11 protein-coding genes are annotated in these 13,733 nt (G+C 53.8%); 3 read left to right on the top strand and 8 right to left on the bottom strand.

Features of this window, described 5'->3' with window-relative positions:
- Window positions 1-114: 114 nt before the first annotated feature.
- From O6944_06755 to trxB, 8 genes are all read right to left on the bottom strand, one after another.
- Window positions 115-1,338 (bottom strand): tyrosine-type recombinase/integrase, encoded by a 1,224-nt coding sequence (locus O6944_06755; protein ID MCZ6718831.1) that lies wholly within the window; start codon window positions 1,336-1,338, stop codon window positions 115-117.
- 304 nt (window positions 1,339-1,642) lie between these two features.
- Window positions 1,643-3,349 carry a PQQ-binding-like beta-propeller repeat protein gene (locus O6944_06750; GenBank protein MCZ6718830.1) on the bottom strand — a complete coding sequence of 569 codons (1,707 nt, stop codon included), beginning with the start codon at window positions 3,347-3,349 and terminating at the stop codon, window positions 1,643-1,645.
- Window positions 3,350-3,634: 285 nt separating this feature from the next.
- Window positions 3,635-3,973: a DUF1820 family protein gene (locus tag O6944_06745; GenBank protein MCZ6718829.1), complete on the bottom strand. Its 339-nt coding sequence runs from the start codon at window positions 3,971-3,973 to the stop codon at window positions 3,635-3,637.
- A gap of 96 nt (window positions 3,974-4,069) precedes the next feature.
- Window positions 4,070-5,680, bottom strand: a complete 1,611-nt coding sequence (locus O6944_06740) for an AbgT family transporter (protein ID MCZ6718828.1) — start codon at window positions 5,678-5,680, stop codon at window positions 4,070-4,072.
- A gap of 26 nt (window positions 5,681-5,706) precedes the next feature.
- The gene (locus O6944_06735) at window positions 5,707-6,435 is read right to left on the bottom strand and encodes a metallophosphoesterase (GenBank protein MCZ6718827.1); all 729 of its coding nucleotides are present in this window, start codon (window positions 6,433-6,435) and stop codon (window positions 5,707-5,709) included.
- A 202-nt stretch (window positions 6,436-6,637) separates the two neighbouring features.
- Window positions 6,638-7,450: an alpha/beta hydrolase gene (locus O6944_06730; GenBank protein MCZ6718826.1), complete on the bottom strand. Its 813-nt coding sequence runs from the start codon at window positions 7,448-7,450 to the stop codon at window positions 6,638-6,640.
- A 77-nt stretch (window positions 7,451-7,527) separates the two neighbouring features.
- A complete protein-coding gene (locus tag O6944_06725; protein MCZ6718825.1) occupies window positions 7,528-8,526 on the bottom strand; it encodes a zinc-dependent alcohol dehydrogenase family protein in 999 nt (332 codons plus the stop codon).
- 53 nt (window positions 8,527-8,579) lie between these two features.
- Entirely contained in the window at window positions 8,580-9,545 is a 966-nt protein-coding gene (gene trxB, locus O6944_06720) for a thioredoxin-disulfide reductase (GenBank protein MCZ6718824.1), read from the bottom strand.
- Between the two features lie 344 nt (window positions 9,546-9,889).
- On the opposite strand from trxB, the gene O6944_06715 reads away from it, so the two are divergent.
- The 3 genes from O6944_06715 to O6944_06705 all read left to right on the top strand — a co-directional run.
- Window positions 9,890-12,184: a DNA translocase FtsK 4TM domain-containing protein gene (locus tag O6944_06715; protein ID MCZ6718823.1), complete on the top strand. Its 2,295-nt coding sequence runs from the start codon at window positions 9,890-9,892 to the stop codon at window positions 12,182-12,184.
- 23 nt (window positions 12,185-12,207) lie between these two features.
- Window positions 12,208-12,852 (top strand): outer membrane lipoprotein chaperone LolA, encoded by a 645-nt coding sequence (lolA, locus tag O6944_06710; protein ID MCZ6718822.1) that lies wholly within the window; start codon window positions 12,208-12,210, stop codon window positions 12,850-12,852.
- Between the two features lie 68 nt (window positions 12,853-12,920).
- Window positions 12,921-13,733: AAA family ATPase (locus tag O6944_06705; GenBank protein MCZ6718821.1), on the top strand; the 813-nt coding region annotated here is incomplete at its 3' end.

Here is a 13,733-nt window from a genome sequence, read left to right as displayed (position 1 = left end):
AGCCGGAATTAGGGGGAATTGGGGCGCTTTGGGAAGTTCAACTGTGAAGCGCGTCACAAAATGAACATTCAGCGCCGTCCACTGGCGCCGTAACCTTTCCTTGTAGAGCGGGGGTTAACGTAGGGCAATAACGGCGGCGGTTTCGCCGGAGACTATGGCCTCAACTTGTCGGCCCCACTTATTGAGCGCCGCGCGCTTTTCGTCTGCGAAATCGTAACGAGTATAAATCGGATCAATGCCCTGCTCGGCATGGTTGAAAACCTTGTCCCGAACTTCGCGGGGGATCGCAAGTTCAGCCATTCCCGTCGAACAAGAACGCCTCAGATCGTGCGGCGTCCAAGGCTCTAACCCTATCTTTTCCAAATTGCGCTTTACCGTATTGTTAACGGTGGACGGCAAGATCGGCCTGTCGTTTGCTGTCGGCGACGGGAAAACAAAAGTGCTTTCGCCCGACAATTCAAACGCCGCCGTAAAGAGTGAAACGGCGAGCGGGCTGAGCGGCACAAAATGTTGTTTGGAATTTTTCGCCCGCTCCTTTGGGATCAGCCATTCAGCCCCGTCAAGATTTACCTCGGCTTTGGTTGCTTGCGAAAGCTCGCCCTTACGTTGCCCGGTCACTAAAAGCAATTTCAGGCAAAGCTGCAACGGCTCGCTGATATTGGTTAGCGCCAAGCCGTGCCAGAATGTTTTGATCTCATTTTTGACAAGCGCGCGATCGCGGGCCGTTTCTTTAGTCGGCTTTTTGGCACCGTTGCACGGGTTATGCTCTAGCAGATCGCGCTCGACGGCAAAGGAAAACAATTTGCTGAGTAGCGAGAAAAGCCTGTTAGCTGCGATGGGCGCTTTGCGATCCACCACTCGATCAGTCAGCTCGCAAACGTGCCGGCGTTTAATGTCCCGAACCTTGCGGCGGCCCCAATGCGGCAGCACGTCCCTGTCAATTATTTCCTGATCACGTTTCCACGATCGCTTGTGGCGTTTGGCGTGTTTTTCAATGTAAAGCCGGGCAAGCTGATCCACTGTCGGGCCGTGTCGCTCGGCGGCGGGATCTTGCTGTAATAGGATCGCGGTCAGTTGCTTGTCGGCCTCGCGGCGGGCGTCAGCGAGTGAAAGCGGGGGCCAATGCCCAACACTGAGTCGCCGGGTGCGTCCCTGATGCTGATAAAAAATGCCCCAACATTTTGTGCCCCGGTAACTGACCCTCAGCCCGAACCGGCGCCCTTTGCCAAGGGTTTTTGTGTCGTAATAATCAGCCTGCTTTCCTGCCGGGGGCGCCGGGACGTTTTCGACCCATTTCTGCGTGAAGTTAATAACTGATTTTGGCTCTTGCCTTTTCATTGCCTGACCTCCCGGTTTTCGGCGGATCATGTCGGCCCACAGTCGCGGGCCATCTTTAGGTGCAGTTTTAGGGGCACCAATAGGGGCAATATACTACCGCATAGCGGCGCATTGTAAGGCATTTCAGATAGGCCAAGGAATAAGCGGGGCGGGCGTTGCCGATGGGAGCGGGGCATTTCAGGGCATTGCAAACGTGGTGATTCAGACTCACTATGGCGACAATGAGTTCACTCGGCACTTATTTGTACCGTTCACAAAAAACGGCCGCCCAGTGGGGCGGCCGTGAAGATGATTGCGCCTTGACTTATTTGTCGACCAGCGAAAACACAACGAGGCTGTTGCCGCGCTTGAAGTTCAACTGCACATTGCCCCCCGCGGCGACGGCAATATACTGAGTGCCATTCACCGTGTAGGAGATAGCCGGGGCATTCACGCCGGCGCCAGCCTGGTACTGCCAGAGCTGCTTACCATTGGCGGCATCGTAGGCTCTGAACCAACCGTTGCCTTCACCCGTGAACACCAGGCCACCGGCCGTGGCCAGGACTCCGCCCATCATGGGCTGCTCGGTCTTGACCTTCCAACGGATCTTGCCGGTGTTATAGTCCACAGCGGTAATATTGCCATACTGCTTCTCACCCTCGATGACCTTAAACGCGCCGCCCAGCCAGAGCTTGCCGCCCGGGTAGGGTGTGCTCTCCACATGGTAGGTCATGGGCTGGTGCAGGTTGACGGCGTAGGCCAGGCCCAAGTCTGGATTGACTGCCATGGGTGACCACTCTACGCCACCATTTGCACCGGGTAGCATCCGCGCCCCTGCTTTCGTCGGCAGGACCCACATGTTCTCTTGGGGCACCATCGCCTCAGAGAAGCGGATCAGGCTGCAGTCGCGACGGTCATGCACGTAGACGTGACCAGTCTTGCCACCGTGCAGCGCGCCGGGCACGATTTTGCCGTTCTTATCTTTAACCTCCGTCAGAATGACCGGGCTGACTGCATCCAGGTCCCATACATCGTGGGCAATGTACTGGAAGTGGCACTTGTACTTGCCGGTGTCCAGGTCGACCGCCACCAACGAATTGGTGTAGAGGTTATCACCAGGCCGTATGGAGCCGTCTAGGTCGGGTGAGGGATTACCCGCCACGAAATAGACCATGTTCAGCTCACGGTCAATCGCGGGATTCTGCCAGACACCCCCGCCGAGTCTCTTCCAAAAGTCGCCGGCCTTCTTCAAAGCCGCCTTTTCCTTGGCGATGTCGCGATGCATGTCGCGACCTGTGGCATCATGGGTTGCCCACACACCTTCGTGCCCCTTCTCGGGAATCGTATGGAAGGTCCAGATCAGCTTACCGTCCTTGGCGTTATAGGCCTTCACGAAGCCGCGGACGCCGTACTCGCCACCGTTCGTCCCGATGAGGACCTTGTTGTCGACGACGGTTGGTGCCATGGTTTCGCTGTAACCGAGTTCCGGCTCGGCGATCTGGGTTTGCCAGAGTAGCTTGCCGGTATCCGCATCCAGCGCGACCAGTTTGGAGTCCAGGGTGCCCATGTAGACCGTCTTGCCCAACACATTGACGCCGCGATTGTTAGGTCCGCAGCAGTAGGTGGTCACCGGGCCCATCTTGTGTTTGTAGTGCCAAAGCTCCTCACCCGTCACCGCGTCAATCGCATAGACGTGATTGAAGGACGTGGTCAGGTACATCCGGCCATTCACCACGATGGGCGTGGTTTCCATGGATTCAATGACTTCGGTCTGGAAGGTGAAGGCGGGGCGTAGACGGTGGATATTGCCAGTGTTAATTTGCTTGGCTAGGGCGTAACGCTTCTGCCAATAGCCCCCATTGGTAAGGACCCAGTTATTGGCATCGGCATGCCCGCGGTTCAGCATGTCTTGGGAAACCGCATGCGTATCGCCTAGGGCCGGTCCTGCAGATACCAATGAAACCAACAAGGCGCCGGTCAAGGCGCTGATACTACTCCTATGACGGGTAAATCTTAGGGAAAGAGCGCTCATATCAACCTCCTGCTCGTTTTTATTAAAGTATATTCTAATTCTTAGGCGATGCCGCAGCACCTTAAGTTAGTTGTATCGCACATTTTGTAAAGCCTGTCAACGAAACGCTGACGCGTTTGTAAAAGTGTTTTTCAAACGTTTTATCAGGGTCAGCGCGTGAGAAAGTTGGCAAGATTTGCCAGGAGTTCAGGAGCAAAATGCTGGGGGTGCCCATGACATCGGCGTCAAAGTGATCCGTTCAGTTATTTGGCAGAGCCTAACGCGATCCCCCGTGTGGGCGAAACTTTATTTCTTGCTTGACTCGCTGTTTTGCGTGTAGATGGGGAAGGGTGCGACGACCTTGCCGTCTTCGGTCATCTGGAAAACCTTTCCAGGACGTTCCTTTTCAACCTCGTCGATGCGGATGATCGCATGCATGGGAATGTAAGTCCGCGTGACGCCCTTGAACTCGGATTTCAAGGTTTCTTCGGAAGGGTCGACGACGACCGATGACTTACCGCCAAAGACCAGTTGTTCCATTTCGACGAAGCCGAACATCTCGCCCTGACGGACCTGTCTAGCATAGACCTCGTAGATCTTGCCTTGGTTGTGAAAGATAACCTTGTAGATGGGCTTCTTGGGCATCGACCTGTAACCGTAATAGATTGAATTCTATTCTACCACAAAGCACCCAAGAGCCTGATCGGTATGCGACTTTATGCCGCGCGCCGTGCCCGCATATTAGGGTTGGGTGGGGTTGTAGGCCAGTCCACCGCCCGGCCCAAGCGGCAAGTCCATCGCAAGCCACACGCCCAAGAGCACACTCCAGATGAAGGCGAAGACCAATGCGTAGGGCAGCATCAGGGCCACCACCGTACCCAAGCCCGATCCACGCACGTACTTTTGCACCTGGACCAGGATGATAATCATGTAGGGATTAAGGGGCGTGATCACGTTGGTGACCGAGTCACCTACTCGGTAGGCGACTTGTGTGAGTTCTGGACTGATGCCTACTTGCATAAACATGGGAACGAAGACAGGGGCCAAGAACGCGTATTTCGCCGACGCTGAGCCGATCAGCAGATTGGTCCCCATCACCAGCAATAGAAACCCGTACAACAGTAACGTCGTTGGTACGTGTGCCTCGGCCAGGGCCTGTCCACCTCCCATGGCAAGCATTCCCCCGAGTCCGGAGTACTTGAAAGATTCGATGAACTGAGCCGCAAAAAAGGCCATAACAATGTAGGGACCAAGCCCTGCCATCGTCGCTCCCAACATACGGGCTACGTCTTTATCGCTTTGCACCGTTCTTACCGAGATGCCGTAGGCAATGCCTGGGATGAAGAAGAGCAGAAACAGGAGCGGGACGGTTGCTTCTACCCACCGGGGGAAATGTTTTCCCTCGCCATGGAGTGGCGCACCTGGAATCACGATGAGCGTTACGACAATGATCAAAGCAATCGTGAGTGAAAGGGCTGCGATGCTAAGCCCGCGGGCTTCGATTGCGGGCGAGACGGGGACGTAACTTGGACTCTCATTTCGGGCCCGTATCTCTGGTGCAGTCTGGGGAAGTCGTGGTTCTACAAACCAGGCGGTCACTGCCCAGCCGGTGAGTGTGAGGACAATGGTCGATGCCATCATGAACCACCAATTAGCTGTTACGGCTACTCGATAGCCGGGGTTAATCACTTCGGCGCCCGCCTGTGTCAGGCCGGCTAAAAGTGGGTCGATGGCGGTGATAAACAAGTTTGCGCTGAAGCCAGCTGACACACCGGCAAATACGGCAGCGATGCCAGCGAGCGGCGATCGGCCCGCGGCCAGATAGAGTGCTGCAGCAATCGGCGGTAAAACCACATAGCCGGCATCTAACGCAATAGAGGACATGATCCCTAATAACACGACGCAAGGTGTGAGCAATCGTTCGGGAACCCGCGCAATCAGGTGACGGAGCAAGGCCGGTAGAAAACCGGATCGTTCGGCAAGACCAATGCCGAGCATGCCGACTAAAACGATGGCTAATGGCGGAAAGGTGATGAAATTCTCGATCAAATGGCTCAAAAGCCACCAGATGCCGTCAGCGCTCAGCAGGCTTGTTGCATGAAGGGGCTCCACCAGCGCTTGGCCGCCGGGAGCCACAGGACCTGCTATCGATTGCTTTGCAACGGACCAGTGGAACGTTACCGCGAGTTGCGAGGCGACGATCACGACGACGGTGCCGATCAGGAACAGTGTGGCGGGGTCCGGAAGGCGGTTGCCCGTGCGTTCGATCCAACCGAGTAGAGATGACTCGTTATTGGTACGGTTTGGGCCGGTGCGCGGCGCGTGAATTTCAGACTTCCTATGGGGCGTCATTCGCGGAGCCCAGCGCTAGTCACCCGTTAGATATCAACGGTTCTTGCCGGATCAAACCGGTCGACTTTTTGGTATCCGGTGTAGCCTCGCGGATTGCAAACGACCCGGACACCGTTGCACGAGTAGTCCGATACGTAGTGGATGTGGCCATGTATCCAGAGATCGATCGAGTAACGCCCGATCAATGCAACAAGGTCGTTGCAATAGGATTCTTTTATGGGAGAGTCTGGGGCGCCGTGCCAGCTTTCGTGGGTTGGTGCATGATGTGTCACAACAACGGTCTTGCCAGGGAAAGGCTCGTCGAGCGTCTCTTCAAGCCATTGCTTTGCCTCTCCATTGAGTTTTAGGGTGTGGTCGGGTGTTAGCGGTTTATCTTCACAGCGGATGCAGTAATAGTCGTTCATGCTAAGCGCTGCGAAGTCCATTAGAGCAGGATCAGAACCGCCGAGATCCGTCCAAAAGGTCGTGCCAACAAACCGCACGTCGCCGATGACGACCGAATCGTTCTCCAAGAAGTTAACGCGTGTCTGTTCCGCAGCCGAGCGCAGTCGCGACAGCGTGTGTACCACATCACCACCGTAGTATTCATGGTTTCCAGCAACGTAGATAACCGGTCCGTCAATAAGGTCGAGCCAGGATAATCCGAAGGTGCCCACACCGATATCACCAGCCGCAACGATGACATCGGCATCTGTCTTAGGCAGTTCAAAAGGTCCGAATTCAAGATGAATATCGGACACGTATTGGATACGCATTCTGCTTCCCCCTTGGCTGCAGCATGCTTATGAATCTTATCGTTAACACCGCGGAATGTGGATCCACTGGCTCGTCATACTGTGACACGGTGCTATTGTTCGGGTCAAACGGTGCCGAACGTTTGAGTGGGCCTTGAGACGGAACGTTTGTATATAAGGTATGCAGAAAATTCGTCCAGTCACCGGCAAAAGTTGTTCGGTGTCAGTCTGGAAAATATTTAGAAATAAACTGGTCTACGCCCGTAATGTAATGCTGCCCGCTGCTCAGAAATCCCTCATTGTGACCCCCCTGGAGTTCAAGGAATGACTTCGGTTCTTGGGCGGCTTCAAAGAGGCGCTGCGCGTGCTGATACGGCACGATTTCATCGGTCAAGCTGTGGACAATCAATAGGGGACAGGAGACTTTCCGGATACGGGAGAGTGTTGGGTATCGGACTCGCGTCAACAGCGCAGCGGGCAGATACGGGTAGTAACGCCTTGCCATGTCAGCGACGGATGTAAATGCAGACTCGGCGATCAAGGCCCCGGCCTGATATTCGCTCGCTAACCATGTGGCAACTGCAGCGCCTAGCGATCGACCGAAGATGATGATCTGTTCCTTTGGTACATGTCGCTCTTCCGTCAGGTATTGCAACGCTGCTTCAGCATCCCGGTAGGTGCCTTTCTCCGACGGCTTGCCTTCACTCAATCCGTAACCTCGGTAATCAAAGATAAAGGTTGCGAGGTTAAGCTGATTGAAGATCGAAAGCGACTCCAGACGATGGGAGATATTGCCTGCGTTCCCGTGCAGGAACAGCAGCACGGCGCGAGGATCTTCTGTTGGAATGTACCACCCGTGCAACCGAACCCCGTCATTTGTGTAGAACTCGACAGATTCAAACTTTAGACCCACCAGCTCCGGCGTTGCGGTGAGTTGGCGAAGCGGGAAATAGATGAAGTACGGTTGAAAGACGTAAAGGATCAGCGCAAGAAAAACCCAGGCGCCAATGAGGGCAAAGATCAGCGAGACTAGCATTCGCTTTACCGAGAATGTACTTTGAGGACGCTGTTTCACCACATCAGGAGGTAAAGAGCGCTGAGGTCATTCTCCAGTTAATCAATCACCAACACGATCTTGCCGGTGGTCGAGCCTGCCTCTATCTGTTTATGCGCATCGGATGCTGCTGCCAGCGGCAGCGTTTGACTTACATGAATACGGAGTGTTTCGTCATCCAACAAATGCGCGCAACTATCAAGGATCCACGTTTGGTGTTTTCGGGCTTCTATCAGTCCTTGATGCATTGGCGTCAGTACCACCTCCAGGCTGATGCGGAGATTGCGTTGGCGAGCCACACGCCAATCCACGTCGGACGCGGGTTGAAGCAAGGTCACCAGATCACCGTAATACTTAACGGCTGGGAACGTCGCTTGAAATGTCGAGGCGCCCACGTTATCCATGGCGAGATCGACGCCCTGACCTTCGGTCCATTTGCCGACAGCATCAATTAAGTTACTTTCTTTATATAAGATAGGCTCGTCGGCATTCAATTGTTTGACAAATTCGGCCTTTGCGCTTGAGCCAACCGTAGTGCAGACTTGGGCGCCCGCGAGTTTGGCGAGCTGTATCGCCACATGACCAACGCCGCCTGCGCCTGCGTGGATTAAGACCCTGAACTTTTTGTGAATTTGGCCGCGATCGTGAAGCGCCTCCCATGCCGTAATCAATACAAGTGGCGCCGCGGCTGCGTGCACCATGTCTAACTTGGCTGGCTTATGCGCGGTACAACACTCGTCAACGACCGCATACTCCGCATAATTACCTGTGGCCCCGCCAATGCCACCGTTGAAGAAATAGACTTCGTCACCAGCCTTGAATCGGGTGACTCCGGCACCAACTGCTTCGGCAATCCCGGCTCCGTCACAGCCCAAGATGGTTGGTTGGCGGTCCGGGTAGAATGTGCCGTTCCGACGAAGTTTAGTATCAATCGGGTTGACACCGGCTGCCTTGAGTCGGACTAGGAGATCCTTGGGGCTGCGCAGCTTGGGCGTTTCGACCTCTTGAAGAGCGAGCACTTCAGGGCCGCCTGTTGAGGTCATAATGACCGCCTTCATGCCACGTTTATATTACAAGTGAGTTGACCACAGCAGATGATTCTTCAGCGTGATCAATCATCACGTGCAGCGAGCTCCTCTAAGTAACGGTCGGCATCGAGGGCAGCTATACACCCACTTCCTGCAGACGTGACAGCTTGCCGGTATACATGATCGGCCACGTCGCCTGCAGCAAATACACCGGGAACACTCGTTGCGGTTGCGTTGCCTTGAAGCCCACTGGTTACGATGATGTAGCCGTTTTCCATGTCAACCTGGCCTTCAAACAGGTGCGTATTCGGTGTGTGGCCAATGGCAATGAAGAGTCCTTTAACGGCAAGTTCCTTATGTTGCTGCGTCTGCGTGTTTTTGATCCTAACACCGGTCACGCCATTATCATCACCCAACACTTCATCGACGACGCGATTCCATTGAATATCGATATTTCCGTTTTCAGCTTTCTTAATGAGTCGATTCGCGAGGATCTTTTCGGCTCTGAATTGGTCACGACGATGTATCACTGTTACCTGGGCGGCAATGTTGGCGAGATAAAGAGCTTCTTCTACTGCCGTATTGCCTCCACCAACAACAGCAACATTTTCACCTCGATAGAAAAAACCGTCACAGGTTGCGCATGCAGATACACCGTGTCCCTTGTATTTTTCTTCGGAGGGTAGGCCTAAATATTTTGCGGAAGCGCCAGTGGCAATTATCAGGGCGTCGCAGGTATATTTTTCGGCATCACCCGTTAGCTCGAAGGGTCTGATCCCAAGGTTGGCCTTTTGAATGTGGTCAAAGATTATCTCCGTATTCAGGCCCTGCACGTGCTTTAGCATGCGTTCCATCAATTCGGGGCCTTGGAGTCCGTCAAAATCGCCAGGCCAGTTTTCCACCTCCGTGGTAATCATGAGTTGTCCGCCTTGTTGTACACCGGTAATCAGAACTGGCGAAAGGTTGGCGCGCGCGGCATACAGGGCCGCGGTGTAGCCGGCAGGTCCGGAACCTAAAATCAAGAGCCGGCAGTGTTTGACTTGTCGCACGCAAACGCTCCTTGGGAGGGAAGGGGCACTGGGAATTTGAGGACGCGTTATGGTACGTTAAAGGGGAAAGTCAGGCAAAAGGAGCGCATGGGAAGCCATGCTCGTATCTTTTAAGAAATCAGGAGCGCATAAGCGTGAGGGCTTCCCGCATTGGCGTCTAGCAAGATGGTTGTCGACAGTTGCACACCACTCCACAAACACATGCAGAGATTAAACTCGACTAGCCGCAAGGGCCAAGCCGAAGGATATGTGAATACCTCCTGCATTGCGGTTATAGAAGTGATAGAATTAACACTTCGTAAACAAAGTGCTAGAGGACATTTCAACTAAAGGGGTTGAATTAGTTGGTCCAGGCAACGCGAAAGGACTCCAGATCGGTCGCATTCGGCAGCCAGTTTATCCACGGATTTAGGGAAGGTGTGCTCATTGTCCTCGTTGCGCTGTCGATTTTTCTCCTGATCGCACTAGCAACTCATCACCCGGCGGACCCAGGCTGGTCGTACACCGGAGCCGAGGCTCCGATTGTGAACAAAGGTGGTGTCGTCGGCGCGTGGGTTGCCGACATCCTCTATTACCTTTTTGGTTATCTGGCCTATTTACTCCCATTCATGGTCGCCTATGCGGGTTGGCTGTTGGTCCAGGGAAAGAAAAATGAAGGACCGTTTAACCATTTTCAATTTGCCACACGTAGTGTCGGCTTAGTCTTGGCGCTTGCCAGCGGTTGCGGCTTGGCACGGTTGCATTTCAAAGGTGCCATTAATTTACCCCACGACTCGGGGGGTATCCTCGGTGAGGTTGCTGGGGAGGGCTTGGTTTATGTATTCGGTGGCGTTGGGGGCACACTATTTATGCTAGCCCTCTTTCTTACCGGCATTACGTTATTTACGGGATTCTCGTGGCTTTGGTTGATGGATAGCACCGGGCGCACCACGCTTTGGTTTTTGACGCTACTTGCACGTGTTAAAGATCAGTTGTTTGATTACTTGCGTGGTCTGCAGGCCCGCCGTGAACGTGAATCACTTGTCAAAAAAGAAAAAGAACGTGCTCAACGAAGGGTACCTCCAATTATTGGGCCCGCGGTAGCCAGTGTTGAAACAGGTGCTCGTGCCGAGAAAGAGCGGCAGGTATCACTGTTTGAACCATCACAGGATACTGTGCTTCCACACATCAGCTTGCTTGACCTACCAGAAGCATCAACTGGAGGTTACTCTAAAGAGTCGTTGGAGGCGATGTCACGACAGGTTGAGCTAAAGCTTAAAGATTTTGGTGTAGAAGTAGAGGTTGTTGCGGTCCATCCGGGTCCGGTGATCACGCGTTTCGAGCTTCAGCCAGCACCCGGTGTGAAAGGAAGCCAAATCAGCAGTCTTGCAAAGGATCTTGCACGCGCGCTTTCCACGATCAGCGTTCGCGTCGTGGATGTTATACCCGGCAAATCTGTGATCGGACTAGAAATTCCTAATGAGCAGCGAGAGCTAGTCAGTTTGAGCGAAATTCTTAATTCCAGTGAGTATGAATCCCTCACCTCAGGACTCACTCTGGCATTAGGGAAAGATATCGGGGGTAGTCCGGTCGTCGTTGACCTTGCAAAAATGCCTCATTTGCTAGTGGCAGGAACGACGGGATCTGGGAAGTCGGTAGCCCTGAATGCCATGATTCTAAGCATCCTGTATAAAGCCACCGCGGCGGAAGTACGACTCATCATGATCGATCCGAAAATGCTGGAACTATCGGTCTACGAAGGGATCCCTCATCTGCTAACGCCCGTCGTCACAGATGTGAAACAGGCTGCCAACGCGCTTCGCTGGGGTGTTGTAGAGATGGACCGTCGCTATCAGCTGATGGCGGCGCTCGGCGTCCGCCATCTTGCGGGCTACAACCGGAAAATAAAGCAGGCGGCCGCCCGGGGCGAGTCGATTCCGGACCCGTTTTATGTCGCAGAGGATAACAAGGACGCCGCACCTGCTTTACAGACCTTGCCTTATGTTGTGGTCATCGTAGATGAACTCGCGGACATGATGATGACTGTGGGTAAGAAGGTCGAAGAGTTGATCGCAAGGCTGGCTCAAAAAGCGCGGGCCTCCGGGATCCATCTGATCTTGGCGACGCAGCGGCCGTCTGTAGATGTCATCACCGGCCTTATCAAGGCGAATATACCGGCTCGCATCGCATTTCAGGTATCCTCGAGAGTCGACTCACGGACGATCCTGGATCAGATGGGTGCAGAAAGTCTGTTGGGCCACGGTGACATGCTTTATCTGGCACCTGGAACGGGTACGCCCGTGCGAGTCCATGGGGCATTTGTCGCGGATCATGAAGTGCACAAGGTGGTGGATGAACTCAAATCACGTGGTGAACCGGAATACATGGAGGAGGTTTTACGTGGTCCGAGGCAAGGTGGTCCTGACGTCTCCACCGGCGCTGTGACACCTGATGATGATTTGGATACGCTATACGACGAAGCCGTTCGTATCGTCTTAGAGACGCGACGTGCCTCCATCTCGTTTGTGCAGCGGCGTTTGAAGGTGGGTTACAACCGAGCCGCGCGCATGATTGAAGCGATGGAGCGAAGCGGGATCGTGGGCCCGCTTCAATCAAATGGTGCCCGCGAGGTATTGGCTCCTCCACCTCCCGAGGATTGACCCGGATTCAAGTGATATCCGTGTTGAAGAACTATCGAGTTGCTTTGCATCTTACTGTGGCTGCATTCCTGGTCGGTCAGTCAGCAATTGCGTATGCAGGGGAAGGGAATGAACGGCTGCGGGAATTTATGAACGAACTTGTCACAATGAAGGCGGGATTTTTGCAGACACTCACGGATGAGACAGGAAAGCACATCGAAACATCACAGGGGCAGGTCTTTATCCAGCGCCCCAATAAGTTCCGTTGGGAGTACCAAACACACTATGAGCAATCGATTGTCGCTGATGGTCAGCAGGTCTGGTTCTATGATAAAGATCTTGCGCAGGTCACGGTGTGGCAGATGGATGCGGCGCTAGGTAGCACCCCCGCGGCGCTGCTTGGAAGCAACACTGCAATCGACGAAGCATTCACTGTATCTGATCTAGGTACAGATGGGGAAGTTGCTTGGGTAGAACTCCTGCCAAAGGATGTGGATAATCAATTTACGATAGTTCGACTTGGTTTCGATCAATCTACGCTGCGGGAGATGGAGTTATTCGATAATTTCGGCCAGAAAACCTACATTCGTTTCAACGAGGCGCAACGCAACATTCCCCTAGACCCGGAATTGTTTAAGTTTAAGCCCCCACCGGGGGTCGATGTTATCGAAAGCGCCGAGGGGCCATAAACACTTTGGCCCCGAATCTTTAACTGCATATCACAGTTCGATTATTTCGAACGCGCGAAACCATATTGATGGCTAATCAAAGCGATTTTCGACCGCTTGCCGATCGCATGCGTCCTCAGAAGATCGAAGAATTCGTGGGCCAAGTGCATCTGCTTGATCAAGGGAAACCCTTACGAGCAGCGATCGACGCAGGACGACTCCATTCGATGGTGTTATGGGGTCCACCTGGGAGCGGCAAGACAACCCTTGCACGCCTAATTGCAGGCACATGCGACGCGCAATTTTTAACAATTTTGGCTGTGCAAAGTGGTGTAAAGGATATCCGTGCAGCGGTAGACAGCGCTATGCAAAACCGCAAGGTTCGGGGCCAAGACACTGTGCTATTTGTAGATGAAGCTCACCGCTTCAATAAGGCACAGCAGGATGCGTTTTTACCTTACGTGGAAGATGGCACGCTCATCTTTATTGGGGCGACTGCAGAAAATCCATCATTCGAATTGAATAATGCGCTGTTATCTCGGGTTCGAATCTATGTCCTCAAGGCATTGGCGCCACAGGAAATCCGCAAGATCATTGATAGGGCACTTGCTGATCAAGATCGCGGTCTCGGGGAATTGGGTCTTAGCATGGATGGCGCAGTCCGTGATCAACTTGCACTAATAGCAGATGGTGATGCCCGATGTGCCCTGAATCTCCTGGAGATTGCCGCGGATCTCACTGACGATGGGGGTATCGGCGTGGATGTATTGGAGCAGGTCGTTGCGGGTGGAAGCTTACGTCGCTTCGACAAGCGGGGGGATTCATTCTACGATCAGATATCTGCCTTGCATAAATCTGTACGCGGTTCCTCACCCGATGCGGCACTCTATTGGTTCGCGCGC

It is taken from the genome of Gammaproteobacteria bacterium (assembly GCA_027296625.1).
In the GTDB taxonomy this organism is placed as follows: Bacteria; Pseudomonadota; Gammaproteobacteria; order JAKEHO01; family JAKEHO01; genus JAKEHO01.
Note: the sequence above shows the minus strand (reverse complement) of the source record. Positions and strands in the feature narration are given on the sequence as shown.

Coding starts and splice junctions, on each gene's coding strand:
- O6944_06755 (MCZ6718831.1), bottom strand. CDS start 1,338: ATGAAAAGGCAAGAGCCAAAATCAGTTATTAACTTCACGCAGAAATGG.
- O6944_06750 (MCZ6718830.1), bottom strand. CDS start 3,349: ATGAGCGCTCTTTCCCTAAGATTTACCCGTCATAGGAGTAGTATCAGC.
- O6944_06745 (MCZ6718829.1), bottom strand. CDS start 3,973: ATGCCCAAGAAGCCCATCTACAAGGTTATCTTTCACAACCAAGGCAAG.
- O6944_06740 (MCZ6718828.1), bottom strand. CDS start 5,680: ATGACGCCCCATAGGAAGTCTGAAATTCACGCGCCGCGCACCGGCCCA.
- O6944_06735 (MCZ6718827.1), bottom strand. CDS start 6,435: ATGCGTATCCAATACGTGTCCGATATTCATCTTGAATTCGGACCTTTT.
- O6944_06730 (MCZ6718826.1), bottom strand. CDS start 7,450: ATGCTAGTCTCGCTGATCTTTGCCCTCATTGGCGCCTGGGTTTTTCTT.
- O6944_06725 (MCZ6718825.1), bottom strand. CDS start 8,526: ATGAAGGCGGTCATTATGACCTCAACAGGCGGCCCTGAAGTGCTCGCT.